This is a genomic window from Pseudomonas sp. S4_EA_1b, from assembly GCF_016307435.1.
GTDB classification, from domain to species: domain Bacteria; phylum Pseudomonadota; class Gammaproteobacteria; order Pseudomonadales; family Pseudomonadaceae; genus Aquipseudomonas; species Aquipseudomonas rhodesiae.
In genome coordinates, this window is the sequence record NZ_JAEILC010000013.1 from 47,669 (window position 1) to 71,617 (window position 23,949).

23 protein-coding genes are annotated in these 23,949 nt (G+C 60.4%); 15 read left to right on the forward strand and 8 right to left on the reverse strand.

Features of this window, described 5'->3' with window-relative positions; translation table 11 throughout:
• The first annotated feature begins 83 nt into the window (after positions 1-83).
• Positions 84-2,261, forward strand: a complete 2,178-nt coding sequence (locus tag YA0848_RS04730) for a hypothetical protein (RefSeq protein ID WP_034096302.1) — start codon at positions 84-86, stop codon at positions 2,259-2,261.
• A gap of 241 nt (positions 2,262-2,502) precedes the next feature.
• Here YA0848_RS04730 and YA0848_RS04735 read toward each other — a convergent pair whose 3' ends face one another.
• Positions 2,503-2,805 carry a DUF2288 domain-containing protein gene (locus YA0848_RS04735; protein ID WP_034096301.1) on the reverse strand — a complete coding sequence of 101 codons (303 nt, stop codon included), beginning with the start codon at positions 2,803-2,805 and terminating at the stop codon, positions 2,503-2,505.
• Between the two features lie 342 nt (positions 2,806-3,147).
• Between YA0848_RS04735 and YA0848_RS04740 the strand changes: the two genes are divergently transcribed.
• From YA0848_RS04740 to YA0848_RS04780, 9 genes are all read left to right on the forward strand, one after another.
• Positions 3,148-4,275, forward strand: coding sequence for a branched-chain amino acid ABC transporter substrate-binding protein (locus YA0848_RS04740; RefSeq protein WP_034096300.1), 1,128 nt, complete (start codon positions 3,148-3,150; stop codon positions 4,273-4,275).
• Between the two features lie 229 nt (positions 4,276-4,504).
• A complete protein-coding gene (gene livH, locus YA0848_RS04745) occupies positions 4,505-5,428 on the forward strand; it encodes a high-affinity branched-chain amino acid ABC transporter permease LivH (RefSeq protein WP_034096299.1) in 924 nt (307 codons plus the stop codon).
• Positions 5,425-6,678: a high-affinity branched-chain amino acid ABC transporter permease LivM gene (locus YA0848_RS04750; protein ID WP_034096298.1), complete on the forward strand. Its 1,254-nt coding sequence runs from the start codon at positions 5,425-5,427 to the stop codon at positions 6,676-6,678. Before livH ends, YA0848_RS04750 begins: the two co-directional genes overlap by 4 nt.
• The gene (livG, locus tag YA0848_RS04755; RefSeq protein WP_034096297.1) at positions 6,675-7,442 is read left to right on the forward strand and encodes a high-affinity branched-chain amino acid ABC transporter ATP-binding protein LivG; all 768 of its coding nucleotides are present in this window, start codon (positions 6,675-6,677) and stop codon (positions 7,440-7,442) included. The genes YA0848_RS04750 and livG overlap by 4 nt, the downstream gene beginning before the upstream one ends.
• A 1-nt stretch (position 7,443) precedes the next feature.
• Positions 7,444-8,145: an ABC transporter ATP-binding protein gene (locus tag YA0848_RS04760; protein WP_034096296.1), complete on the forward strand. Its 702-nt coding sequence runs from the start codon at positions 7,444-7,446 to the stop codon at positions 8,143-8,145.
• 176 nt (positions 8,146-8,321) lie between these two features.
• Entirely contained in the window at positions 8,322-8,615 is a 294-nt protein-coding gene (gene bufA1, locus YA0848_RS04765; RefSeq protein WP_034112215.1) for a BufA1 family periplasmic bufferin-type metallophore, read from the forward strand.
• Between the two features lie 26 nt (positions 8,616-8,641).
• A complete protein-coding gene (bufB, locus tag YA0848_RS04770) occupies positions 8,642-9,517 on the forward strand; it encodes an MNIO family bufferin maturase (RefSeq protein ID WP_169867442.1) in 876 nt (291 codons plus the stop codon).
• Complete coding sequence (locus YA0848_RS04775; RefSeq protein WP_169867441.1) at positions 9,514-10,290, forward strand: HvfC/BufC N-terminal domain-containing protein; 777 nt, start codon at positions 9,514-9,516, stop codon at positions 10,288-10,290. Before bufB ends, YA0848_RS04775 begins: the two co-directional genes overlap by 4 nt.
• Complete coding sequence (locus YA0848_RS04780; protein WP_034096292.1) at positions 10,287-10,772, forward strand: DoxX family protein; 486 nt, start codon at positions 10,287-10,289, stop codon at positions 10,770-10,772. The genes YA0848_RS04775 and YA0848_RS04780 overlap by 4 nt, the downstream gene beginning before the upstream one ends.
• On the opposite strand, the gene YA0848_RS04785 is transcribed toward YA0848_RS04780, so the two are convergent.
• Positions 10,769-11,677, reverse strand: coding sequence for a LysR family transcriptional regulator (locus YA0848_RS04785; protein ID WP_034096291.1), 909 nt, complete (start codon positions 11,675-11,677; stop codon positions 10,769-10,771). The genes YA0848_RS04780 and YA0848_RS04785 overlap by 4 nt on opposite strands.
• 104 nt (positions 11,678-11,781) lie before the next feature.
• Between YA0848_RS04785 and YA0848_RS04790 the strand changes: the two genes are divergently transcribed.
• The 3 genes from YA0848_RS04790 (at position 11,782) to YA0848_RS04800 (ending at position 14,871) form a co-directional block, all read left to right on the forward strand.
• Positions 11,782-12,381 (forward strand): short chain dehydrogenase, encoded by a 600-nt coding sequence (locus tag YA0848_RS04790; protein WP_034112210.1) that lies wholly within the window; start codon positions 11,782-11,784, stop codon positions 12,379-12,381.
• A 95-nt stretch (positions 12,382-12,476) separates the two neighbouring features.
• Positions 12,477-13,148, forward strand: a complete 672-nt coding sequence (locus YA0848_RS04795) for a COG3650 family protein (RefSeq protein WP_034096289.1) — start codon at positions 12,477-12,479, stop codon at positions 13,146-13,148.
• A 106-nt stretch (positions 13,149-13,254) separates the two neighbouring features.
• Entirely contained in the window at positions 13,255-14,871 is a 1,617-nt protein-coding gene (locus tag YA0848_RS04800) for an NAD(P)/FAD-dependent oxidoreductase (RefSeq protein WP_034096288.1), read from the forward strand.
• Positions 14,872-14,916: 45 nt separating this feature from the next.
• On the opposite strand, the gene YA0848_RS04805 is transcribed toward YA0848_RS04800, so the two are convergent.
• Complete coding sequence (locus YA0848_RS04805) at positions 14,917-16,011, reverse strand: PLP-dependent cysteine synthase family protein (protein ID WP_034137271.1); 1,095 nt, start codon at positions 16,009-16,011, stop codon at positions 14,917-14,919.
• Between the two features lie 218 nt (positions 16,012-16,229).
• Here YA0848_RS04805 and nhaA point away from each other — a divergent pair, with 218 nt between their 5' ends.
• On the forward strand, positions 16,230-17,405 hold the full coding sequence (nhaA, locus tag YA0848_RS04810) for a Na+/H+ antiporter NhaA (protein ID WP_034096286.1): 1,176 nt from the start codon (positions 16,230-16,232) through the stop codon (positions 17,403-17,405).
• A gap of 77 nt (positions 17,406-17,482) precedes the next feature.
• Here the strand turns inward: nhaA and YA0848_RS04815 are convergent, their stop codons facing one another.
• The gene (locus YA0848_RS04815) at positions 17,483-17,947 is read right to left on the reverse strand and encodes a glycine zipper 2TM domain-containing protein (RefSeq protein WP_003189251.1); all 465 of its coding nucleotides are present in this window, start codon (positions 17,945-17,947) and stop codon (positions 17,483-17,485) included.
• 157 nt (positions 17,948-18,104) lie between these two features.
• On the opposite strand from YA0848_RS04815, the gene YA0848_RS04820 reads away from it, so the two are divergent.
• Entirely contained in the window at positions 18,105-18,365 is a 261-nt protein-coding gene (locus YA0848_RS04820) for a hypothetical protein (protein WP_034112208.1), read from the forward strand.
• Positions 18,366-18,401: 36 nt separating this feature from the next.
• Here the strand turns inward: YA0848_RS04820 and pdxH are convergent, their stop codons facing one another.
• The 4 genes from pdxH to YA0848_RS04840 all read right to left on the reverse strand — a co-directional run bounded on the left by pdxH (position 18,402) and on the right by YA0848_RS04840 (position 23,908).
• Positions 18,402-19,049 (reverse strand): pyridoxamine 5'-phosphate oxidase, encoded by a 648-nt coding sequence (pdxH, locus tag YA0848_RS04825; RefSeq protein WP_034112207.1) that lies wholly within the window; start codon positions 19,047-19,049, stop codon positions 18,402-18,404.
• 27 nt (positions 19,050-19,076) lie between these two features.
• Entirely contained in the window at positions 19,077-20,240 is a 1,164-nt protein-coding gene (locus YA0848_RS04830; RefSeq protein WP_040267513.1) for an OmpA family protein, read from the reverse strand.
• 142 nt (positions 20,241-20,382) lie between these two features.
• Entirely contained in the window at positions 20,383-21,528 is a 1,146-nt protein-coding gene (locus tag YA0848_RS04835) for a serine hydrolase domain-containing protein (protein WP_169903316.1), read from the reverse strand.
• Between the two features lie 82 nt (positions 21,529-21,610).
• Entirely contained in the window at positions 21,611-23,908 is a 2,298-nt protein-coding gene (locus tag YA0848_RS04840) for a beta-galactosidase (protein ID WP_184316075.1), read from the reverse strand.
• Between the last annotated feature and the right edge of the window lie 41 nt (positions 23,909-23,949).

Genomic DNA, 23,949 nt, shown 5'->3' on the forward strand with positions numbered 1-23,949 from the left:
CGACGCACTGTAAAGTCGCGAACTCCCATTCCGTGATGGCCTTTTGATGCACTTCAGCCATCCGCCCAGGCACATGGCGCACAATGACTTCTAAAAATAACTCTGCCAACGTGGTATCCGACGTGTTGCTCACAGCTCCTGCGGAAAAAACCTCAGGTTCAAAGTCATTGAGCACCCCCTCCGCGCTGGCCACTCAGCAGTATTTGTACTTCACCGAAACCAACACCGACCGCATTCTCGATAACCTCGACGGCCTGCGCGACATGGTGTTCCCGCGCCCACCCCACGCCGAAGGCGATGGCGAACAGCACAGCGACCAGGAATTCCCCTCGGTGTGCCTGATCGGCCTGGGCCGTTGCGGTTCCAACATCGCTCTGGACGTGGCAGAACTGGTGTACAACGCGCGCAAGTTTTACCTGAACGAGTTCAGCACTGAAGACAAGTCGATCGATAAGGGTTACAGCCCGGCCCAATGGATTCGCAACAACTTGCGGCTGGGCAGCGGCAAGGCCAGCAAACCGGTGTTCCTGGTGGAGCCGCTGGTGATGCTGGGCGACCTGGATAAAGACATCGCCGGGCGTATCCGCTTCTCGCGCAAAAACGAAAAGAGCGGCTTCCTGCGCGATTACAGCAAAATGAAAATCATGGACCTGTCGGAAGTGCATGCCGGCGGCGCCGGTAACGCCCCGATCCTCGGCCAGTACCTGGCCAAGATCATCCTCAACAAAGATACCCAGCGTTTCTCCAGCCCCGACTGGAAGATGATCCACTCGTACCTCATCGACTCCTGCGGCATCAAAGCCAACCAGTCGCGCCTGTATTTTTCGATTTTCAGCGCCGGCGGCGGCACCGGCTCGGGGATGGCGTCCGAATTCGGCCTGGCCCAACAACACTCGTACATGAACAAAACGTTCGATACCAAACCCGCCGACGAGCACGACAGCAAGAGCGGACATGCCTTTGTATTCGAGCCGATCTTCACCAGCGGCATTTGCGTACTGCCGAATATTTCCGACCACCGCAGCGAAATGTCCGAGGCCTTGCACATCAACGCCGGGCGCCTGCTGTGCAAATACCTTTCCGAAGAATGGGACTTCTCGTACAACTTCGCCAATGAAGACAGCAGCGAAGCCAGCGTAAAGGGCCGTATCCGGCCGTGGAACGCCATGATGCTGATCTCCAACGACATCATGCGTTACGCCGAAGAGAGCGACGACGGCAATATCCAAAACATTGATGTCAATGCCATGGAGAAACACGCCAACCAGTACATCTCCCAGCAGATCTTCAACATCCTCACGGCCCAGGCGGTGACCACCGACTACGACCAGAACTATTTCCGCCGCGCCGGTATCGACATCGGCGAAACCATTCGCCTGGATGCCAACGACCTGTTTATGAGCCTGGCCGGCCCGGTGGCGATTGCCTACGCCGAATCCGTGGTCCCGGAAACCCCGGCGCCGTCGAATGACAAGTTCAAGGTCTTCGAAAAAGAACCTCAGCGCCTGAACATCGACGACCTTTTCTTCCGCTCCATCGATTTGCCGCACTTCAATAAAGTCACCCAGGCCATCGAAGGCATCAGCCTGTTGCCGATCGAGTCCAAGCGTTACAAGGCGTCCCTGGAACAATACAAGAACTCCGGCTATGACGCGGCGGCGCTGCACGACCTGCACTTCTTCAAGAACTGCTCGTCGGTGGTGTCGATCGTCTCGCTGCCCAAGGACTACAAGCTGTCCTATATGGACCTGAATCGGCTCAAGACTCACCTCAACAGCCTGTTCCCCAACACCACGCTCAAGCGCTATGCCCTGGTGATCGGCGCGTCGGCCAACCTGTCGCTGACCACCTTGATCGCCAAGAGCCCGTGCCTGTCGGACGACTTCCTCACCTTGATCGTGGCGTTTATCAAACGCTGCTTTGCGCGCAACCCGTATCGCTTCGACGACACTCTGGACAACTCGATCCTGGACTTCATCATCCACGAGGACTTCGACGAAGACCGTATCGACGAGTTGCTCAATGAGTTTGAAAACCCGGCGAAGATCCTCGATACCAACTGGTACGCGATCAAACCGATGTATGAGAAGAAGTACCGCGAGCTGATCAACGACAAAGAGAAGTTCGTGTCGATCAATGACATTCGCCTGTCACGGGATTGCGTGAAAAAGGCGATCAAGTACCTGCGTGAGATTTACCGTCATCGTATCGGGAAGACCAAGGTGATCTCGTTGAACAACCATACGGGCAAGACCGGCTGACGTGAGGCGATGCCATCGCGGCGGGTCCGCGATGGCGCTTTGAATGAAGGCCTTCATTTCATTGGCATACTTCGAAACAATTGCCCAGGCCTTCCTCGCCCTCTGAAACTGTTCCCGTGACGTGCACGTCACCTTCGGCTGTGACCTTTCTCTACGGCAAGATGCCATCACGCCGCCAGCGGTTACTCCGCTACACACTTCTTCGAGCAGAAATCACGCACCATTCTCGTGCAGAATTTTCTTACGACGCCCTTTCCTGGATCAGAATCCACGGCGAAACCACCACCGCCCATAGGCTTGGATCACGCTCCACCAAGTCCAATGCCCGCGGGGCAGACACTTCGCCGAGGCTGCCCGCGGCCAGCCAGGCAGCGACTTTGTCGCGATTGTCCTCGGCCATTCCCTCTGCGGCTTCGATCAAATCCAGGCTGGGGTCGACCCACAATAGGGCACCCTTGGCAAAGAACGGTTCAAGCTCCTTCCAGGAGATTTCGGCGGTTTCGCCGAGCAGCTTGGCATAGAGGGTGCTAGGTTCTTGCGTCATGGGAGTTCACCTGAAGAAAAAATCGGCGCAATCATAACGTCACGCTTCAGGCAGAAAAACCCAGTTGCAAATGCGTCAACGATTGAAAAGTGTCAGGAAAGCCAAGGAATGCGCGAGATACAGGTATCACCCCCGCCGCAATTCTGTCTTTTTCTTTCATTTAAGCGACACCCCCGGATTTGCCCCTGGCAGCCAGCTTTTCAAGCGATCAACCGGCGCTCTACACTGTACCGGTACAGTTGCCAGGCGGTTGCCGGGGGGATATCCGAGATATCCGATCCGGTTCAGCAGCTCACAAGGCCGCCAGAACTATAAAAAATACAACAGTAAGAGTGGAGCACTATGAATAAGGCTACTAAGCAGATTTCCAAACTGTTTGCCGCTATGGTCCTGGCTGGGGTTGCCGGCCATTCGTTCGCAGCCGACACCATCAAGATCGGCATCGCCGGCCCTAAAACCGGCCCTGTGACACAGTACGGCGACATGCAGTTCATGGGTGCCAAGCAGGCCATCGCCGATATCAACGCCAAAGGCGGTGTCGACGGCAAGATGCTCGAAGCCAAGGAATACGACGACGCCTGCGATCCTAAGCAAGCCGTGGCCGTAGCCAACAAAGTGGTCAACGACGGCGTCAAATTCGTAGTCGGCCACCTGTGCTCCAGCTCCACCCAACCCGCCTCGGATATTTATGAAGACGAAGGCGTCATCATGATTACCCCGGCAGCCACCAGCCCGGAAATCACCACCCGTGGCTACAAGATGATCTTCCGTACCATCGGTCTGGACAGCGCCCAGGGCCCTGCGGCCGGTAACTACATCGCCGACCACGTGAAACCGAAAGTCGTTGCGGTACTGCACGACAAACAGCAATACGGTGAAGGCATCGCCACCGCCGTCAAGCAGACCCTCGAGAAGAAAGGCGTAAAAGTAGCCGTCTTCGAAGGCCTGAACGCTGGCGATAAAGACTTCTCCTCGATCATCCAGAAGCTCAAGCAAGCCAACGTCGACTTCGTCTACTACGGCGGCTACCACCCAGAGCTGGGCCTGATCCTGCGCCAGTCCAAGGAAAAAGGCCTGAACGCCAAGTTCATGGGTCCGGAAGGCGTCGGCAACGACTCCATCTCGCAGATCGCCCAGGACGCTTCCGAAGGCCTGCTGGTGACCCTGCCGAAGTCCTTCGACACCGACCCTGCCAACAAAGCCATCGTGGAAGAGTTCACCAAGAACAAGCAGGATCCAACCGGTCCGTTCGTGTTCCCAGCCTACTCGGCCATCGAAGTCATCGCGGGTGGCATCAAAGCCGCCGAGAGCGAAGACACCGCCAAAGTGGCTGCAGCCATCCACGCGGGCACTTTCAAGACGCCTACCGGCGACCTGAGCTTCGACAAAAACGGCGACCTGAAGGACTTCAAGTTCGTGGTCTACCAGTGGCACTTCGGCAAACCTAAAACCGAAGTTTCCCCTCAGTAAGCCAGGCGTTACTGGTCAACAAGCCCACTGTGAAAGCAGTGGGCTTTGTTTTACGAGGTTTATGGGCCATGTCACCCGCGATCCGGGCGCTGGCTCACCTGAAAATCTTAAAACCGTCACCAGCGGTTCGCTGGCAAACGCAACGTGCAAATGTGCTCACAGAACACAGCACGGGGCCGGAACATGACTCCACCAGTGAAATGCGTATCGGGTTTTTAGGAGCGCTGTAATGCCTGAGATCTATCATTTTTTCCAACAGCTGGTTAATGGCCTGACCATTGGCAGCACCTATGCCTTGATAGCTATTGGCTACACAATGGTTTACGGCATCATTGGAATGATCAACTTCGCCCATGGCGAGGTGTACATGATTGGTTCCTACGTGGCCTTCATCGCCCTTGCCGGGCTGGCCATGATGGGTATCCACTCCCTGCCGCTGTTGATGACCGCTGCCTTTATTGCATCGATCGTCGTAACCAGTGCCTATGGCTACAGTATCGAACGCGTCGCGTACCGCCCCTTGCGCGGCAGCAACCGTTTGATCCCGCTGATTTCCGCCATCGGCATGTCGATTTTCCTGCAGAACACTGTATTGCTGTCCCAGGACTCCAAGGATAAATCCATCCCCAACCTGATCCCGGGGAGCATCTCCTTCGGCCCGGGCGGCGCGGAAGAAGTCCTGATTTCCTACATGCAGATTCTGGTCTTCGTGGTCACGCTGGTGGCCATGCTGGGCCTGACCGTGTTTATCTCTCGCTCCCGTCTGGGGCGCGCCTGCCGGGCCTGCGCCGAAGACATCAAGATGGCCAACCTGTTGGGCATCAATACCAACAACATCATCGCCCTGACCTTCGTGATCGGTGCCGCGCTGGCTGCCGTCGCGGCGGTGCTGCTGAGCATGCAGTACGGCGTGATCAACCCCAACGCCGGATTCCTGGTGGGCCTCAAGGCCTTCACTGCGGCGGTATTGGGCGGCATCGGCAGTATTCCGGGCGCGATGCTCGGCGGGTTGGTGCTGGGTGTGGCCGAAGCGTTTGGCGCCGATATCTTCGGCGACCAGTACAAGGACGTCGTGGCGTTCGGCCTGTTGGTCCTGGTGTTGTTGTTCCGTCCGACCGGCATCCTGGGCCGTCCGGAGGTTGAGAAAGTATGAGCAGATATCTTAAATCGGCGTTTTTCAGCGCCCTGTTGGTATGGGCCGTGGCGTTCCCGGTCCTCGGCCTCAAGCTGAGCATTGTCGGCATCAACCTGGAAGTGCATGGCACCGGTCCCGTGACCCTGACCATCATTGCCCTGTGCTCGGTGCTGATGTTCCTGCGCGTGCTGTTCACCCAGCAGGTGGGCGCCTTGTTCAAAGGCAACCGTGGCCCACTGGTATCGCCCAAGGTCAGTCAATTCCTGACCTTGCCGCGTACCCAGCGCTACATCATCGTCGGCCTGATCGTGGCCGCATTGATCTGGCCATTCTTCGGCTCGCGCGGCGCGGTGGACATCGCCACCCTGATCCTGATCTACGTGTTGCTGGGCCTGGGCCTGAACATCGTGGTGGGCCTGGCTGGTCTGCTCGACCTGGGCTATGTGGGCTTCTACGCGGTGGGTGCTTACACCTATGCGCTGCTGTCGCACTATCTGGGCTGGAGCTTCTGGATCTGCCTGCCGTTGGCGGGCATGGCGGCGGCGACGTTCGGCTTCCTGCTGGGCTTCCCGGTGCTGCGCCTGCGCGGTGACTACCTGGCCATCGTGACCCTGGGCTTCGGTGAAATCATCCGCTTGTTCCTGCGTAACCTCACCGACATCACCGGCGGCCCCAACGGCATCAGCAGCATCCCAAAGCCGACGTTCTTCGGGCTGACGTTCGACCGTAACGCCGCCGAAGGCCTGCAGACGTTCCACGAATACTTCGGGATCGACTACAACCCGGTGAGCAAAGTGGTGTTCCTCTACCTGGTCGCCCTGCTGCTGGCTCTGGCCGCGCTGTTCGTGATCAACCGCCTGTTGCGCATGCCGATCGGTCGTGCCTGGGAAGCGCTGCGCGAAGATGAAATCGCCTGCCGTGCCCTCGGGCTGAACCCGACCATCATCAAGCTCTCCGCGTTCACCCTGGGTGCTGCGTTCGCCGGTTTCGCCGGCAGCTTCTTCGCCGCGCGCCAAGGCTTGGTGACGCCGGAGTCGTTCACCTTTATCGAGTCGGCGATCATTCTCGCCATCGTGGTACTGGGTGGCATGGGCTCGCAGTTGGGCGTGATCCTGGCGGCGATCGTGATGATCCTGCTGCCGGAAATGATGCGTGAGTTCAGCGAATACCGCATGTTGATGTTCGGCGCCCTGATGGTGCTGATGATGATCTGGCGACCTCAAGGCCTGCTGCCCATGCAACGTCCACACATGGAGCTGCGCAAATGAGCCGCGAGATCCTGAAAGTCGAAAACTTGAGCATGCGCTTCGGCGGCTTGCTGGCGGTCAACGGCGTAGCCCTAACCGTCAAAGAGAAACAGGTCGTGGCCTTGATCGGCCCCAACGGCGCCGGCAAGACCACGGTGTTCAACTGCCTTACCGGTTTCTACAAACCGAGCGGCGGCAGCATCCTGCTGGACGGCCAACCGATCCAGGGCCTGGCCGGCCACGAGATCGCCCGCAAAGGCGTGGTGCGTACGTTCCAAAACGTGCGGCTGTTCAAGGACATGACCGCCGTAGAGAACCTGTTGATTGCCCAGCACCGTCACCTGAACACCAACTTCTTTGCCGGCCTGTTCAAGACCCCGGGGTTCCGCAAAAGCGAACGCGAGGCCATGGAATACGCCGCGTATTGGCTGGACAAGGTCAACCTCACCGAGTTTGCCAACCGTCCCGCTGGCACCCTGGCCTACGGTCAGCAACGTCGCCTGGAAATCGCCCGCTGCATGATGACCCGCCCGCGGATTCTCATGCTCGACGAACCGGCCGCCGGCCTGAACCCCAAGGAAACCGAAGACCTCAAGGCGCTGATCAGCGTGCTGCGCGAGGAAAACAACGTGACGGTGCTGCTGATCGAGCACGACATGAAACTGGTCATGAGCATCTCCGACCATATCGTGGTGATCAACCAGGGTACGCCGCTGGCTGACGGGACCCCGGAGCAGATCCGCGACAATCCCGAAGTGATCAAAGCCTATTTGGGGGAAGCGTAAAATGCTGCAATTCGAAAACGTTTCCACTTTCTACGGCAAGATCCAGGCCCTGCACAGCGTCAACGTGGAGGTACGCCAGGGCGAAATCGTCACCCTGATCGGCGCCAACGGTGCCGGCAAATCCACCCTGCTGATGACTTTGTGCGGTTCACCACAGGCCTACAGCGGCAGCATCCGCTATATGGGTGAGGAACTGGTGGGCCAGCAGTCATCACACATCATGCGCAAGAGCATTGCCGTGGTGCCGGAAGGCCGCCGGGTGTTTTCGCGCCTGACCGTGGAAGAAAACCTGGCCATGGGCGGGTTCTTCACCGACAAGGGCGACTACCAAGAGCAGATGGACAAGGTGCTGCACCTGTTCCCCCGGCTCAAGGAGCGCTTCAGCCAGCGCGGTGGCACCATGTCCGGCGGCGAGCAACAAATGCTCGCCATCGGTCGGGCGCTGATGAGCAAGCCCAAGTTGCTGCTGTTGGACGAACCGTCCCTGGGCCTGGCACCGATTATCATCCAGCAGATCTTCGACATCATCGAACAACTGCGCAAGGACGGTGTGACCGTGTTCCTGGTGGAACAGAACGCCAACCAGGCACTGAAAATCGCCGACCGTGCCTATGTGCTGGAAAACGGCCGGGTGGTGATGGAGGGCTCGGGCGAGCAGTTGTTGACCGATCCGAAAGTGCGCGAGGCGTACCTGGGCGGTTAACACCCGGTTGCTAAATGAACCGGGCTATCAATGTGGGATGGGGCAACCCCTCCCACATTTTTTTGCATTATTCGAAGTTAATTCTCCCGCCCCTGTAACGAACTGCGTCGTCCCGCCTCTAGTGGTGCAAGCAGGCATTCAAGCCCGCTCCTCAACCCACTGCTGGAGATAATTCAATGACCACCAAACTGTCCGCTACCGCCCTGATCCTCGCCCTGGGCTCGTCCCTGAGCCTGTCCGCCCTGACCACCACCGCCCACGCCGCCGACGACGTGAAATGCTATGGCATCGCAGAAGCCGGCAAGAACGATTGCGCCGCAGGCCCCGGCACTTCCTGCGCCGGCACCTCGAAAACCAAGGATCAGGCCAATGCCTGGAAACTGGTACCTGCCGGCACCTGTACCCAAACCCCTAGCACCACCTCGCCGACCGGTTTCGGCCAGGAAGCCGCATTCGACGCCAAGTCCTGAAACCTGGCCGCGCCTGAGTACTGACGATGACACCTATATTCGCGCACACGTCCTCACCGGCTCAGGCGCCCGGCCTGCCAGATCGAGCCGGGCTGGGGCTGAAACACGAGCACTTCATCGAAGTGCTCGAAACCTCACCCGACCTCGGTTTTTTTGAAGTACACGCCGAGAACTACATGATGGCCGGCGGCCCGTTTCATCACTATTTAGGGCTGATCCGTGACCGGTACCCGCTGTCCTTGCACGGCGTGGGCCTGTCCATCGGCGGCGAAGGTTCGCTCAATCGCGAGCACCTGGCGCGCTTGGCCGCGCTGATCGAGCGCTATCAACCTCAAGCCTTTTCCGAACACCTGGCTTGGTCCAGTCATGGCCCGGTGTTTCTCAATGACCTGCTGCCACTGGCTTACGACAGCGCCACCCTGCACCGCGTCTGTGAACATATTGACCAGGTACAAAGCACACTCAAGCGGCCCATGCTGCTGGAAAACCCATCGACTTATCTGCAATTCGAGCGTTCCACCCTGGATGAAACCGACTTCATCACCGAGGTCATCCGTCGCACCGGTTGTGGGCTGCTGTTGGACGTCAACAATGTCTACGTCTCATGCATCAACCACCAACGTGATCCGTCTGCCTACATCGATGCACTGCCATTACAGGCCGTGGGCGAGATTCATCTGGCCGGGTTTGCCGAAGACAGCGACAGCCTCGGCGATCGCCTGCTGATCGACGATCACGGCGCGCCCGTCGATAACGCCGTGTGGCAGTTGTATGAACAGGTGCTGGCGCGCATCGGCCCGATACCGACACTGATCGAACGCGACAATCAGGTGCCCGCATTGTCGGTGCTGCTGGCTGAAGCCCAGCATGCCGATGGGCTGTTAACGCAGGTGCGCCCATGAACCATCAAGCCACCTTCGCCAAGGCCTTGCTCGCGCCCGACCAAACCTGCCCAGACGGCCTGTTCAGTGGCAACGGCGCCGACCCGGCCAGCCGTTTCGCGGTGCATCGCAACACAGTGCACAACGGGTTGATCAACGCGCTGGCAGTGGCGTACCCGGTGACGCAGCTCCTGGTGGGCGAAGCGTTCTTTCAAGCCATGGCCGGTCTTTACGTGCAGGCGTGCCCGCCCACCAGCCCGCTGATCAGCGAATACGGCAGCACATTCGCCGACTTTATCCAGGGCTTCGAACCGGCGGCGAGCGTGCCTTACCTGGCGGATATCGCACGCTTGGAACGCCTGCGGGTCCGCGCTTACCACGCCGCCGATGACCGTCCGCTGGAGCCGCACACCGTACTTGCTGCCCTGCAGGCCCGCGCCGACCTCGGCACGGTGCGCCTACGGCTGCACCCCAGCGTCGCCACCCTGGCCTCGGCGTATGCCGTGGTCGCGGTGTGGGCGGCGCATCAGACCGAAGGCGGCCTGGCCGCCCTTGATCCCGGGCATGCCCAAAGCGCATTGGTCCTGCGCCAGGGCCTGGAAGTCAAAGTGTTCGCCATCGACGCAGGTTCAGTGGCCTTTATCCAGCGCCTTGCCCAGGGCGAAGCCTTGCAGACCGCCGTAGAACGGGCCCTGGAGGCCAGCAATGACTTCGACCTGCACCAATGCCTGACGCTGTTGATCAGCCATCACGCCATCACTCATTTACACCTGGACTCAAAGGTATCGCCATGAACACCAGCGCACAGTGCCTGATCAAACGGGCCATCCAGCTTTTTGAACAAATCCCTTACAGCCTGATCGCCTTCCTCGCGCGTTTTTCCATCGCCGCCGTGTTCTGGAAATCCGGGCAGACCAAGGTCCAGGGTTTTGCCATTGACCTGATCAACGGCACCTTCGAGCTGGGAGAGCCGCGCCTGGCGGCTTCGACGCTGCCGCTGTTTCGCAGCGAATACAAGGTGCCATTGCTGTCGCCGGAAGTGGCCGCGCACCTGGCCGCCTTCGCCGAGCACTTTTTCCCACTGCTGATCCTGCTGGGATTGGCCACGCGGTTCTCCGCACTGGCCCTGATCGGCATGACCCTGGTGATTCAACTGTTCGTCTACCCGGACGCTTATCCAACCCACGGCACCTGGCTCACCGTACTTTTGCTGCTGGTTGCCAAGGGGCCGGGGCGTCTGTCCATCGATCACCTGATTGCACGGCGCTACCGTTAAAGCCGGTCCAAAGCCTCGCCGCTGCGCTTGAACCACTCCACCAGGTAATCGGCCAGCACCTGGGTGCGGCGCGGCAGGCCGCCCTGGTAAGGGTGAACCAGATACATCGGCTGACTTCGCGTTTGATAATCGCGCAACAGCCAGCGTAAACGTCCGTCAGCCAGCTCAGCCGGCAGTACGTAGGACGGCAGACGGGCGATCCCCGCCCCCACCAGCGCGGCTTTTTTCAGCAGGTTGTAGTGATTGGAGGCGAAGGTGCCGCTGACCCGCACCCGCAGCAATTCGTGTTGCTGGTGGTACAGCCACTCTTCGCGGCCGCTGTAGTGGCTGTTGAGCAGGCAACGGTGCGTGGCCAAGTCCGCCGGGGTTCGCGGTTCGCCGTGCTGCTCCAGGTAGGCCGGGCTGGCGCAGGTCATTTCGTGCCAGGCCAGCAATGGTTTGGCGACAAGGCGCTCATCTTCAATCGCCCCCGAGCGCACGCCCAGATCGAAACCGTCCCGCGCCAGATCCCGGTAGCGGTTGTTCAGCTCCAGCTCGATCTGGACCTGCGGATAGCGTTCAGTGAACTCCAGCAGCACGCCATCGAAGAAGGTTTCCCCCAGGGAAACCGGCACCGTCATGCGCACCGGCCCCGCCAGGTCGTCCTTGAGTCGCGCCAGGGCCTGACGCGCCCGCTCCACCTGCACCACCAAGGCCTGGGCCTGAGGTAGCAACGCCGCGCCGGCGGCAGTCAGGCTGAGCCGGCGGGTGGTGCGGTGCAGCAACACCACGCTGAACTGCGCTTCCAGCTGGCTGATGCGCTTGGACAGTTGCCCCTTGCTGCAACCCAGTTGTTCGGCAGCCAACGTAAAACTGCCCGCTTCGATCAACACGGCGAAGGCCGCCAGGTCATCCATTTCGCTCATGGATTGTTTCCATTTGAAAACCAAAGGTTGCCTATTAGCGCGTTTATCCCATGCAAAAGCCAGCCTAGACTGGCCCTTCAATCAGCCCTTGAAGGAATAGCAACATGAAAATCCTATTGATTGGCGCCAACGGCACCGTCGGTTCAGCCGTCAAGGCAGAGCTGGCTCAGCGTCACGAGGTGATCAGCATCGGTCGCAACAGCGGCGATTTCCAAGTGGACATCAGCGACAGCGCTTCCATCCGCAAGTTGTTCGAACAGACCGGCAACTTCGACGCCCTGATCTGCGCCGCCGGCAGCGTGAACTTCGTGGCGCTGGGCGAGATGCAGGACAGCGACTTCGAACTGGGCCTGCGTGACAAGCTCATGGGCCAGGTCAATCTGCTGCTGATCGGTCGCGAGTACGCCAACGATGGCGCCTCCTTTACGTTCACCAGCGGCATTCTCAACCGCGACCCGATTCGTACCGGCGCTTCGGCGGCCTTGGTCAATGGCGCAATCGATGGGTTTGTCAAAGCCGCCGCGATCGAATTGCCGCGCGGTCTTCGCGTCAACTCCGTGAGCCCGACGGTGCTGGTGGAAGCCATGGGCAGCTACGCGCCGTACTTCCGTGGCTACAAGCCGGTCACCGGTGCCGATGTGGCATTGGCCTACGCAAAAAGTGTCGAAGGCTTGCAGACCGGCCAGACGTTTATCGTGGGTTGACTGTAGCGTCTGTCAGAACTGCCTGAAGCTGGCGAGTGGGCTTGTGATGCAACGCCAGCCTGCGTAACGTGGCGGCACTTGCCTGGAGACCCTTTATGCGTGCCGCCCGTACCTTTGCCCTGTTCGCCTTGCTTCCTTTGTTCACCGCTTGCCAAATGTTCGAAAGCGAGCCAGCCAAACCCTCCCTCGCCGGGTTGACTCGCATGCAGGGCGAACTCACGGCCGATGGTGGCAAACTGCTGTTCCAGCCGTGCAACGACAAGCGCAACTACGTGGTCAAGGACACCGGCGGTACCAGTATCCTGCAGGAAGCGGCAGCGCTGGCCGGGCAGCAAGGGGCGTTATTTGCCGACTTGCGTGGCAAGTTTTCCGGCGTGGCGGCCGGCGCACAGGGCGAAGTGGAGCTGCAGCAGCTGTACCGCGTGGAACGTTCCACCGACGCCTGCAACGACCCGGACTTCAAACGCATGATCCTGCGCGCCAACGGCCACAAGCCGGCCTGGGCCCTGAACGTGGCGGCCAAGGGCATGGTGCTCGAACGCGAAGGCCAACCACCGCTGGCGGTGCCCTATGTGGAAGAACAGTTGGGCGACGGCCGTTTCAACCTGATGACCGAAGCCAATAACGAACACATCGAACTGTGGGTGGCCCCGCAACGCTGCGTGGACAGCGTCAGCGGCAGCCTGCAGCACATGAGCGCCGAATTGCGGATCAACGGTAAAGTCCAGCGTGGCTGCGCAGCTTTCGGCGGTTCGCGGGACGATTGATCGGCGCCAGCGCTGTTTTAGCATGACGGGATACCCAGGTTGGGGTTTATAATCGCCGGTTTGCAAAACCGCCGGCCTTACCAGACGCCGCACACCGGATCCCGTCATGTTACGAATCACCGAACTCAAGCTGCCCATCGACCATCCCGAAGAAGACCTGCGGCCCGCCATCGTGCAGCGCCTGGGCATCGCCAGTGATGACCTGCTCGATTTCACCCTCTTCAAACGCAGCTACGATGCGCGCAAGAAATCGTCGGAACTGTGCTTTATTTACACCATCGACCTGACCGTCAAAGGTGACGAAACCGCGCTACTGCGCAAGTTTGCCGATGACCGCAACGTCAACCCGGCGCCGGATGTCAGCTACAAAGTGGTCGGCCATGCCCCAGCCGATCTGGTGGAGCGGCCAGTGGTGGTCGGGTTCGGCCCATGCGGCATCTTTGCCGGGCTATTGCTGGCGCAGATGGGCTTCAAGCCGATCATCCTCGAACGCGGCAAGGAAGTGCGCCAACGCACCAAGGACACCTGGGGCCTATGGCGCAAAAGCGTGCTGAACCCCGAGTCCAACGTGCAGTTCGGTGAAGGGGGCGCCGGGACGTTTTCCGACGGCAAGCTGTACAGCCAGATCAAAGACCCGCAGTTCCACGGCCGCAAAGTGCTGCACGAGTTCGTCAAGGCCGGTGCGCCGGAAGAGATCCTCTACGTCAGCAAGCCCCATATCGGCACCTTCCGCCTGACCGGCGTGGTGGAAAATATGCGTCAGCAGATCATCGCCCTCGGCGGTGAAGTGCGCTTCGAGCAACGGGTAACCGACGTGCTGATCGAAGACGGCCAATTGAACGGCGTGGTGCTCGATGGCGGCGAGCAGATTTTGTCCAAGCATGTGATCCTCGCCCTCGGCCACAGCGCGCGCGATACGTTCCGCATGCTGCACAGCCGTGGTGTGTACATGGAAGCCAAGCCGTTTTCGGTGGGCTTTCGTATCGAACACCCGCAGTCGTTGATCGACGCCGCACGCCTGGGTAAGTACGCCGGTCACCCGAAACTCGGCGCCGCCGACTACAAATTGGTGCACCACGCCAAGAACGGCCGTTCGGTCTACAGCTTCTGCATGTGCCCGGGCGGTACGGTGGTCGCCGCTACGTCCGAGCCGCACCGCGTGGTGACCAACGGCATGAGCCAGTACTCGCGTAACGAACGCAATGCCAACTCCGGCATCGTGGTCGGCATCACGCCGGAAGTGGACTACCCCGGCGGCCCGCTGGCCGGTATCGAGCTGCAGGAGCGCCTGGAATCCCACGCTTATGTTCTCGGTGGCAGCAACTACGAGGCACCGGCGCAACTGGTCGGCGACTTCATTGCGGGCAAGCCGTCCACCGCCCTGGGCAGCGTGGAACCGTCCTACAAACCGGGGGTGTCCCTCGGCGATCTGGCCTTGGCACTGCCGGACTTCGCCATCGAAGCGATTCGGGAAGCGTTGCCGGCGTTCGAGAAGCAGATCAAGGGCTACTCGCTGCACGATGCCGTGTTGACCGGTATCGAGACCCGCACCTCATCGCCGCTGCGGATTACTCGTAACGAATCGATGCAGAGCCTGAACGTAAAAGGTCTGTTTCCGGCCGGCGAAGGCGCGGGTTATGCCGGTGGGATTCTGTCGGCGGGCGTGGACGGGATCCGGATTGCCGAGGCATTGGCGCGGGATATGTTGGCCAGACGGGGCTGAAGCGGCAAGCGGCAAGTGCGTTTGCTCTGACTTGCCGCTGCTCTCTTAAATATTCGCCCGCAGTACGCTGGCGGGCAGCGGTTCGCCGCGCTCCACACTGGCGGCAACGGCCGATATCAAGGCGTCCAGTGCATAGCCCTGCCCCGCCAGCCACGCCTGATCGTAATACGTGGTGGCGTAGCGCTCGCCCCCATCGCACAAAATCGCCACGATCGAGCCAGACTCCCCTGCCGCTTTCATCTGTTGCGCGGCCATCAATGCGCCAATCAGATTGGTCCCACTGGACCCGCCTACCCGTCGCCCCAGGCGCTCGGCCAGGTAATGCATGGCGGCCAAGGACAGCGCATCCGGCACCTTGACCATCGCGTCGATGACTTTCGGTAGAAACGACGCCTCCACTCGTGGCCGGCCGATGCCTTCGATGCGCGAACCGCAATCCAGGCGCAGGCTAGCGTCGCCGCTCTGATAGAAGTCGAAGAACACCGAGCGTTCGGCATCGGCGCATAACACGCGGGTGCAATGCTGACGGTAACGCACATAACGCCCCAGGGTGGCGGTAGTGCCGCCGGTGCCGGGGCTGGAAATCAGCCAGCTCGGCTCGGGGTGCTGCTCAAAGCGCATCTGCTGGAAGATCGACTCGGCAATGTTGTTGTTCGCGCGCCAGTCGGTGGCACGTTCGGCATAGGTGAACTGGTCCATGAAGTGACCGCCGCTTTCCTGCGCCAGGCGTTCGGACTCGGCGTAAATCTGGGTCGGATCCTGCACCAAATGGCTCTTGCCACCGTAGAACGCGATCTGCGCGATTTTTTCCTGGGAGGTGGTGGCGGGCATGACCGCAATGAACGGCAAGCCGAGCAGCCGCGCAAAGTACGCCTCCGAAATCGCCGTGGAGCCGCTGGACGCTTCGATCACCGGCGCGCCCGGTTTGAGCCAGCCGTTACACAACGCATACAGAAACAACGAGCGCGCCAAGCGATGTTTCAGGCTGCCGGTAGGGTGGCTGGACTCATCCTTGAAGTACAACTCGATCCCCGGCAAGCCCGGTAACGGCAGGGGAATCAGGTGGGTGTCGGCGCTGCGCTGGAAATCCGCTTCAATGATGCGAATGGCTTCGCGGGCCCAGGGGCGTTGGTCACTCATCGGGGGTGATCTCTCAAGGATTTTGAACGCAATCTTAGGATGTTTCCTACACTCCACACAGATACAGTGAGGACGCAATCAGACACACAATTGCTAGTGTTTGGCGCGATGCCTTTGTCGACCGCTTCTTATAACAAATAAGAATATAACTTTTGTTTTAACAACTATCGGTACGGGTTAGGGTAGCCACCTATTGAACTTGGATTGGAGAGCATCCCTTGGCTCTGCGTAGCACGTTTACCCGTTTCTTTCAGCTCGAAGCCGCCAGTGGCCTGCTGCTGATCGCCGCTGCGGCGTTGGCGCTGATCGTCAACAACTCGCCGTTGTCGCACCTTTACGCCGCGTTTCTCGACGTGCCCGTGGTGGCGCAGGTCGGTGCCTTGCAAATCGCCAAGCCGGCCCTGCTGTGGATCAACGACGGCCTGATGGCCCTGTTCTTTCTGCTGATCGGCCTTGAGGTCAAGCGCGAGCTGCTCGACGGTCACCTGTCCAAGCCCTCCCAAGTGGTGCTGCCGGGCGCCGCGGCGATTGGTGGCATGGTGGTGCCGGCGCTGATTTACTGGGCCATTAACAAGGACTACCCCGCCGCACTTTCTGGCTGGGCGATCCCGATGGCTACCGACATTGCCTTCGCCCTTGGCGTACTGGCCCTGCTCGGCAAGCGTGTACCCGTGTCGTTGAAACTGTTTTTGATGACCTTGGCCATCATCGATGACCTGGGCGCGATCATTGTGATCGCCGTGTTCTATTCCACCGACCTGTCCGGTGCCGCCCTGGCCGGTGCGGGCGCATGTCTGCTGGCGTTGATTGCGATGAACCGTCTAGGCGTGATCAAGCTCGCGCCTTACCTGATCGTCGGGCTGATCCTATGGGTATGCGTACTCAAGAGCGGCGTACACGCCACGCTGGCCGGTGTGACCCTGGCATTCTGCATTCCGATGCGCACCAAGAACGCCGAGCCTTCGCCGTTGCTGACTCTGGAACACGCCCTGCACCCGTGGGTGGCTTACGGCATTCTGCCGCTGTTCGCCTTTGCCAATGCCGGCGTCTCCCTCACTGGTGTCAGCCTGGAAAGCTTTACCCACCATGTGCCGATGGGCATCGCCACCGGGCTGTTGATCGGTAAGACCGTCGGCGTGTTCGGCTTGACCTGGCTGGCCATCAAGACCGGCCTGGCCGCGCTGCCGGAAGGGGCCAACTGGGGCCAGGTATTCGGTGTGGCGATCCTGTGCGGTATTGGCTTCACCATGAGCCTGTTCGTCGGCTCCCTGGCGTTCGTACCAGGAGCCAGCGAATTTGCCGGTGAAGACCGCATGGGCATTCTGACCGGGTCGATCCTGGCGGCCTGCATCGGCTATGCCGTGACCGCGATGGCGAGCCGCAAGAAAGCCTGATTACCCAGGTACACGGCGTACAAAAAAACCCCAACCGGTGACCCGGTTGGGGTTTTTCTTTACCTGCTGATTACGCCTTAGCGGGTAACACGGCTGGTACCGTCAACAGTCATGATGCGCACGCGGTCGCCGATGCGGAAGATTTCATTTTCCTGCACGGCCTGGACGTAGGCGCGCATGCTGCCATCGTCTTCGCGCACGGTGATTTCGACACCTTGGGTACGGGTCAGACCTTCTTCCGTAGCCGAACCCAACAGGCCACCGGCCACAGCACCGATCACCGCCGTGACGATACTGCCGCGACCGCCGCCGATCGCGCTGCCACCCACGCCGCCGATGACTGCACCCGCTGCGCCGCCGATAGGGGTTTTGGTGCCTTCGATTTTCACCGGACGCAGGGATTCGATGGTACCCATGCGAACGGTCTGTACACGACGCGCTTCATCACGGGAGTACGAGTCGCCGGTCAGACTCGAGGCGCAGCCACCCAACAGCAGAGACAAGGTGGTAAAGCAGGCAACCAGTAAAACAGACTTACGCATAGCATCAACTCCAAAGGACAGGTATTCATTAAACGCTGCCGCTTGACGCCTGTCACGGCAAGCCCGGCAAAAAACTGCTTTCATTCAGCCTGAGTACAGACAGCCCGCACCAGACAACTCGACGAACGGTAGCACTGCCCTCCGTCTCAGGACATCCATGGACTATTTCATTATTCTAGTCACAACCCTTGCCGGCCTGTATTTCCACGCCTGGCTCTACGTGCGAATCAGGCGCTGGACTGACCGCGACCTGGCACTGTCGCTGGCCGGTGACGATCCGCACAAACGCAGTTTTATGCTGCAACAGCTGGAAAGCGCCCGCCAACTGAAGATCAAACGCCGCGACTTGGCTGACTGGTTGAAGAACGCCGCCCAGCACTACACGCCCGAAGCCTCTTTAACAGAGACTGCGGGGTGAAGGGCATCATTCAGCGTAAGTGACGAAAGGTGAAGCTCAGGGCGCCAGACGCTCGCGGATCCACTGAGTATCTTGCAGGCGGTAGTTCAGGCGGTCGTGCAGGCGGCTGGCGCGGCCCTGCCAGAACTCGATGCGCTCGGGCAGCAGGCGATAGCCGCCCCAATGCTCGGGGCAATCGGGTTGGGTATCGCTGAAGCGCTGCTCGGTGACCTTGAGCAGTTCTTGCAGTTCTTCACGGTCACGGATCACCCGGCTCTGGGGCGAGGCCCAGGCACCTAAGCGGCTGCCCAGAGGGCGGACCTGGAAGTACGCGTCCGACTCTTGCGGCGTGACCTTGACCACCCGCCCTTCGATACGCACTTGGCGCTCCAGGCTCGGCCAGAAAAACGTCATTGCCGCGAACGGCCGCGCCGCGAGCTGCTGACCCTTGGCACTTTCGTAGTTGGTAAAGAAGGTAAAGCCCTGGGTATCCAGGCCCTTGAGCAACAGGATACGGCAGTGCGGCCGCCCATCCTGATCGACCGTGGCCAGGGTCATGGCATTGGCCTCCACCGGTGGCTGCTCGGTCTTCACTGCATCGGCAAACCACTGGTGAAACAGCGCAAACGGCTCGCTCGGGGCCTGGGCCTCGCTCAAACCGTCCCGTGTGTAGTCACGACGCATATCGGCCAGTGCCTGGGTCATGCGGCTTTATCCTTCTGGTTCAGCGGATCAGTTTTTTGCCTGGTCGTTGGTAGCCGGGGCAGCAGCCTTGGCTTTGGCCGGCGCTGGCTTCTTCGCGGCCGGCTTGGCGGGAGCCTTTTTTGCAGCCGGCTTGGCGGCAGCCTTCTTGGCAGCTGGTGCTTTCTTGGCCGGAGCCTTGGCAGCAGGAGCGGCCGGGGCTGGCGCGTTCTGCACTGCGACCATTTCAGCCACAGGCGGGGTTTTGCCCGAGTTGTACTTGCTCAACAGAGCCAGCATGGTGGTGCGTTGAGTGAACATGATTTCCATGCGACGGTTCAGAGCGCGACCCTGGTTGCTGTCGTTGGCGGCACGCGGCATCAGGTCGCCCATGCCACGCAGCATCAAGCGGTCCTGCTTGAGGCCGCTGAGGCTGAAGATCGAGGCGATGGACTGCGCACGCTCCTTGGTCAACGCCTGGCTGGCCGGGGCACTGCCGGTGGCATCAACGTGACCCAGCACCAGCACGGCGGTTTTGGGATCGGATTCAACCGCTTTGGCCACACGGGTAAAAGGCCCCAGGGTCACCGGCAACAACATCGCCGGGCGTTTAGGATTGTAGGACCCATCCACCGGGGCAATGACCACCAGCACGTTGTCGCGACGTTCCAGTTGCAGGTTGCTGTCCTTGATGGCGGCACGCAGGCGCGGCTCATAGTCGTCCAACCAAGCCTGGGTGATTTTCGGATCGGGCATCTGCACGTTGGTCACATCGACCTTGGCCAGTGGCTTGGGCTTGCTTTCGAACGGCCACCACCAGTGAGTTTCGGTGTCGGTCTTGGCGACAGCTGGCGCCGGGGCCGGATCTGCGGCTTTGAGATCGGCTTTCAAGTCGGCCTTGGCATCGGCGGCCTTGGCATCAGCGTTCTTCGACGAAAATGGCCACCAGCTGGAACCGGTGTCGGCCTTGGCAACCGGTGCCGCAGTGGCAGGTGCCGGCGCAGGGGCAGCCGCGGTAGCTGGAGCGGCAGGCTTGGCGCCGGCGGCGGGTTTAGCGTCCGGTTTGGCATCGGTCTGGCTTACTGCGTCCTTGGCAGCCGTCTTATCCGATCCAAATGACCACCAATGCCCGCCTTCGGCATCATTTTGTGGAGTTTGTGCACATCCGGTAATAGTGAGGCAGAGCGCCAGAGCCAAGGACTTGTTCGATAACATGAGATATCCACAAAATGAGAAAAGAAACGGGGGTCTGGGTGACCCGTTAAACAGACGCTTACAGAACATTAAAGTTACATGATTTCGTTCAGCGCCTTTTATAGTTGCCTTTGTAACAAAAAATTGTGAAACGGCAAGGGTTTTACAGACAACCGGCCAATATTCTGACCAACTTCTGGGCACGCGGGTCCATAAGTACATAAGGGCCGAGTGTATTAGTCACGAAACCAAACGCTACATCATGTTCCGGATCGGCAAAACCCACCGAGCCGCCAGCCCCAGGATGGCCAAAAGCATGAGCGCCAAGGCCGAATGTAGCATTGGGCAGTTGGGGTTGATCCAACATGCAGCCCAGGCCGAAGCGGGTTTGGGTCAATAAAGTTTTATCCGGTCCGATACTGTGTTCGCGAGTCAATTGTTCGAGCATGTCGGCTTCCAACAAACTACCGTCCAACAAACCACTATAAAAACCAGCCAGGCTACGTGCATTACCGTGACCATTTGCCGCTGGTTGCTGCATTCGCCGCCATTCGGGTTTATTAGTGCTGGTCAGAATAGACGGTGGGTTGGCAAATGCCCGCGCGGTCATGGACGTAGGTTCACGCATCATTACTTGCAGTAAACGTTGCGCGGCTTCATCGCCCATATTGCCTTTGCTACGCGCTATATGGGCAACACGGTGAAACTGCTCATCGGCCAGCCCCACATGAAAGTCCAGCCCCAGCGGCTGCGCGACCCGCGCCACAATGGACTCGCCCGGCCCACGGCCATCGGCACGGCGCAGCAGTTCGCCCACCAGCCAGCCGTAGGTAATTGCCGCATAGCCATGGCCCTGGCCCGGTGTCCACCAAGGGGCCTCGGCGGCCAGGGTGTCGACCATCAGGTTCCAGTCATACAGCGCCTCGGCCGGCAGCATGTCGCGGATCGCCGGCAACCCGGCCTGATGGCAGAGCAGTTGGCGCAGGGTGATGCTTTCTTTGCCGGCCGCCGCGAACTCCGGCCAGTACCGGGCGACCGGTACGTCCAATTGCAACTTGCCCTCGGCCACCAATTGCAGGGCCGTGACGGCGGTAAAGGTTTTGGTGCAGGAGAACAGGTTGACGAGCGTGTCGCTGTGCCAGGCCTCAGCCCCATCCTTGTCGGCGGTACCGGCCCACAGGTCGACCACGCTCTCTCCGCCGATCTGAATGCACAGCGCCGCGCCACGCTCTTGCGGGTCATCGAACAGTGCGGCAAAGGCTTCACGTACCGCTTCGAACTGGAGCTCGTAATGACCCTGAATCTGCACCTAAGTCCCCTCGTAAAGCGCCATAAAAAGTGGCCGACATTGTTCCAGCCCTTGTGGGGTTTGTGAACCCGTCAGCCTCGAATCAATGACCGTTTCCAGCATGACCGCCGGCATGCCCGGCGCCCTGCCCCGGGCCTTTGCCTTCATGCCCCGAGCGCCCGCCCCCCTTCTCCTGAGCACTTGCGGCGGCAGAGGCCTTTTCCGCTTCCTTGCCCAGTTGCTCGACCGCCGCCAGGTTGCTCTTGCGCACGCTCTCGACAAAGCCCTGGAACGGCATATCGGTGATACCCACCAGACCGAAATGGCCGTTTTCACCGTCCAGCAAACGCCCAGTCACGGGTTGGTCCAGGTACTGAAACCAATGCACGCCGACAATCGACGGCTCAGCCATGGCTTGCTTGAGGAAGTTGGCATACGCCGCGCTGCGATCCTCTTCCCTGGTCAGTTGCGTCACACCGCCCCAGAACGGCCCGCGATCGGCCGAGCCGAAGTTGAATTCGGTGATCAGCACCGGTTTATCCAGCGCACGCAAGGCGGCGAAGTCGTAACCGTCCTGGGGTTTGAGGGTGTACATATTGAAACTCAACACATCGCAATACTGGGCGCAGGACGCCACGGCCTCCGGCGTACTGACCGCAAAGCGACCGCCCAGCAACAGTTGATTGGGGGCGTGCCATTTCAGCGAGTCGGAGATGGTCTTGAAGTACGCATCGGCGAAGGTTTTCTGGAAGTATTTGAAGTCGGCCTCGATTTCGGGATGCGCTGGGTTGGGCATCGGCGGCTCGAAGCCAGGGTCTTCCATCAGCTCCCAACCGGCCAGTTCGATCCCCCAGGCTTTCGAGAGGCCTTGCTCGTTGCGGTATTTGTCGCGCAATTGCTTGAGAAACGCCCGCTTGGCCGGCACATCGGTGGTCATGCGCAAGGTGCCGTAGGCCAGGGCATAGCGGGCCTTCGGATCGTCACCGGGGCCGGCCCAGGCCAGTTCGTTATCGACGAAGAAGCCAATCAGCCAGGGGTCGTCGCGATGGTCGCGGGCTGCGATGGCCACGGCACGTTCGGTGGCCATGGCAAAGCGCGGGTCGAACGGATCGGGCATGCCGCCCCACCAGTCGGTGCCAGTACTGATACTGGTGTAGTCGCCGACGATGGACAGCGGCAAGGTGTACGGCACACGGTCGGCGGTGGTCAGGTCCGGGTCGCTCCAATTGCCTACGGTGTTAAAGCCCCAGGCCTGCAGGCGGTCGAGGGTATGGCTGACCCAGCGTTTCTGGTCGAACCCTGCCGTGCCGTAGGCGCGTTCCAGGTTGGCGCCATAAAAATCGTACCAACGCCCAGCGCCGAAACTGCGACCCTCGCCCGAGCCGTTGCCGGTGCGGTGATCCGCGCTGCCGTAATACTTGTCGAAAGGCTCGCCGGTCTTGGGCAAGGCGGCAAACATCCATTCGCGGCCGGCCACGTAAGTCTGGCTGTTATCCGGGGCTACGGTGTTCACCCCGAGGGAATAGAACGGATGCCCCTGGGGCGTCACCAGGTACCAGCGGCCGTCGCGTTTTTCGGTGCGGAAAAAGCCGCTGGCGGTGAAAGCCGGGCCTTTGTTCCAGCCGCCGTAAGGGTCCAGTGCGGATTTGTCCCGGGTGGCCAGCCAACCCTGCAATTGTTGCTGCTCCTTGACGGCGGCAGCCCTGAGCTGTTCGTCGCTGCTGACCTTTTCCGGCCAGCGCGCACGGGTGGATTGACCGTAGGCATCCACCAGTTCGCTGTAGGCCGCTTTGATCACCGGCTCCACATCCTGCACGCCGAAGCGCTCCACCAGGATGCTCTGAGCCACGTTGGGGTTGTGCATCGACACGGTCACAGAGACCACCTGGCTGCGGTCGATTTCGCCGGCGCTGCTGGCCAGCAGCACGCGTTGGCCGTTCACACTGATCGGCATCGGTGGGCCGGCCTTCATGCCCTGGCTCAGTGGGGAATTGGCTTGCAGCGGGATCAGCAAGGTCTGGGCAGGGCCGGCCGGCAGGTCGATGCGGCTGGTCAACGTGCGCCCATCATTGCTTTGCACCTTGACGTACAGGGTCAACGCCCAGTCCATGGCGCTCTGGATACGCAGGCTCACGGCTCCGGACTGCGACCAATCCCACGCTCCGCTTTGCGGGCTGAGCACCAGGCTCGGTTCGGCCGCGGGGTTGAAGGTGACGCGGCGCAGCACCTCGCCTTCGGGCGTTTGCTCGGCATTGTATTGGGGCAGGCTGGCGTCCTGGGTCGCCACCTTGACCACATCGGCAGGCCGGACGAAGTTGAACAGTGTTTGTTGCCCATCTGGCGCGGCCATTAAAGGCGCCGCGAACAGCAAGGCAAAAAGAGCGGGCAGCGTGCGAATCATACGAGCAAGGTTCTCCCTGACGGCCGATGAATGGCCTGTGA

Bases quoted from the DNA above. Each gene is read 5' to 3' on its own strand.
- YA0848_RS04730 (WP_034096302.1), top strand. From the start codon at position 84: ATGACTTCTAAAAATAACTCTGCCAACGTGGTATCCGACGTGTTGCTC.
- YA0848_RS04735 (WP_034096301.1), bottom strand. From the start codon at position 2,805: ATGACGCAAGAACCTAGCACCCTCTATGCCAAGCTGCTCGGCGAAACC.
- YA0848_RS04740 (WP_034096300.1), top strand. From the start codon at position 3,148: ATGAATAAGGCTACTAAGCAGATTTCCAAACTGTTTGCCGCTATGGTC.
- livH (WP_034096299.1), top strand. From the start codon at position 4,505: ATGCCTGAGATCTATCATTTTTTCCAACAGCTGGTTAATGGCCTGACC.
- YA0848_RS04750 (WP_034096298.1), top strand. From the start codon at position 5,425: ATGAGCAGATATCTTAAATCGGCGTTTTTCAGCGCCCTGTTGGTATGG.
- livG (WP_034096297.1), top strand. From the start codon at position 6,675: ATGAGCCGCGAGATCCTGAAAGTCGAAAACTTGAGCATGCGCTTCGGC.
- YA0848_RS04760 (WP_034096296.1), top strand. From the start codon at position 7,444: ATGCTGCAATTCGAAAACGTTTCCACTTTCTACGGCAAGATCCAGGCC.
- bufA1 (WP_034112215.1), top strand. From the start codon at position 8,322: ATGACCACCAAACTGTCCGCTACCGCCCTGATCCTCGCCCTGGGCTCG.
- bufB (WP_169867442.1), top strand. From the start codon at position 8,642: ATGACACCTATATTCGCGCACACGTCCTCACCGGCTCAGGCGCCCGGC.
- YA0848_RS04775 (WP_169867441.1), top strand. From the start codon at position 9,514: ATGAACCATCAAGCCACCTTCGCCAAGGCCTTGCTCGCGCCCGACCAA.
- YA0848_RS04780 (WP_034096292.1), top strand. From the start codon at position 10,287: ATGAACACCAGCGCACAGTGCCTGATCAAACGGGCCATCCAGCTTTTT.
- YA0848_RS04785 (WP_034096291.1), bottom strand. From the start codon at position 11,677: ATGAGCGAAATGGATGACCTGGCGGCCTTCGCCGTGTTGATCGAAGCG.
- YA0848_RS04790 (WP_034112210.1), top strand. From the start codon at position 11,782: ATGAAAATCCTATTGATTGGCGCCAACGGCACCGTCGGTTCAGCCGTC.
- YA0848_RS04795 (WP_034096289.1), top strand. From the start codon at position 12,477: ATGCGTGCCGCCCGTACCTTTGCCCTGTTCGCCTTGCTTCCTTTGTTC.
- YA0848_RS04800 (WP_034096288.1), top strand. From the start codon at position 13,255: ATGTTACGAATCACCGAACTCAAGCTGCCCATCGACCATCCCGAAGAA.
- YA0848_RS04805 (WP_034137271.1), bottom strand. From the start codon at position 16,011: ATGAGTGACCAACGCCCCTGGGCCCGCGAAGCCATTCGCATCATTGAA.
- YA0848_RS04815 (WP_003189251.1), bottom strand. From the start codon at position 17,947: ATGCGTAAGTCTGTTTTACTGGTTGCCTGCTTTACCACCTTGTCTCTG.
- YA0848_RS04820 (WP_034112208.1), top strand. From the start codon at position 18,105: ATGGACTATTTCATTATTCTAGTCACAACCCTTGCCGGCCTGTATTTC.
- pdxH (WP_034112207.1), bottom strand. From the start codon at position 19,049: ATGACCCAGGCACTGGCCGATATGCGTCGTGACTACACACGGGACGGT.
- YA0848_RS04830 (WP_040267513.1), bottom strand. From the start codon at position 20,240: ATGTTATCGAACAAGTCCTTGGCTCTGGCGCTCTGCCTCACTATTACC.
- YA0848_RS04840 (WP_184316075.1), bottom strand. From the start codon at position 23,908: ATGATTCGCACGCTGCCCGCTCTTTTTGCCTTGCTGTTCGCGGCGCCT.